Origin of the sequence: Halobellus sp. Atlit-38R (genome assembly GCF_003665925.1) — an archaeon.
GTDB lineage: Archaea > Halobacteriota > Halobacteria > Halobacteriales > Haloferacaceae > Haloquadratum > Haloquadratum inordinatus.
This window is the reverse complement of record NZ_QXIJ01000119.1, coordinates 1-621: the sequence shown is the minus strand read 5'-3', so window position 1 is coordinate 621 and position 621 is coordinate 1. Positions and strand designations below refer to the sequence as shown.

Below are 621 nucleotides of genomic sequence, written 5' to 3'. Positions count from 1 at the left end.
ACGGCGACTCTCGACCTCGGCACCGATGACACCATCGTCGAGGCCGACCGGGATCGACTGGAAGAAGCCTTTGAGAACCTCTTTCGGAAAGCAATCGAACACGGCGGCGATGATGTCACTGTCGGAGTGGGAAAGATCAACAACGGGTTCTACGTCGAAGATTCAGGTGACGGGATCCCCGACGATGCTCGTGAGCAAGTGTTTGATCATGGCTACTCGACGGGTGAGGGAGGCACCGGGTTCGGTCTCTCGATCGTCCGGAGTATCATCGAGGGACACGGCTGGTCGATTACTGTAGCGGACGCGTCCGCTGACGGCGCCCGCTTCGAAATCACTGACGTTCAGCTCTCCTCGTAGGATACCGATTCGGGTGTAACCCTAAATTGTCGCCCGTCTACACGAATGAGTATGTGATGCCGATGTGGATATGGTTATACTCTGTGGTTTCAAATACTATATCAGAACTTTTAACATGAGTGCTAGGAATCCGATTTCAGTCCTTCACGTCGACGATGAGCCGAGTTTTTCGGAGCTAACCGCGGAAATGCTCGAGCGTGAAGACGATCGATTCAGTGTGGAAACGACTACCAGCGCCGCTGACGGCCTTGAGCGAGTCGCGAC

Annotated in this window: 1 protein-coding gene and 1 pseudogene; both read left to right on the top strand. The window is 54.6% G+C overall.

The window, feature by feature from the left end:
• A partial coding sequence (locus D3D02_RS18420) for a sensor histidine kinase KdpD (RefSeq protein ID WP_147435720.1) occupies positions 1-357 on the top strand: 357 nt, incomplete at its 5' end.
• A gap of 70 nt (positions 358-427) precedes the next feature.
• Positions 428-621: pseudogene (locus D3D02_RS21335) on the top strand (hypothetical protein); the annotation flags it as partial.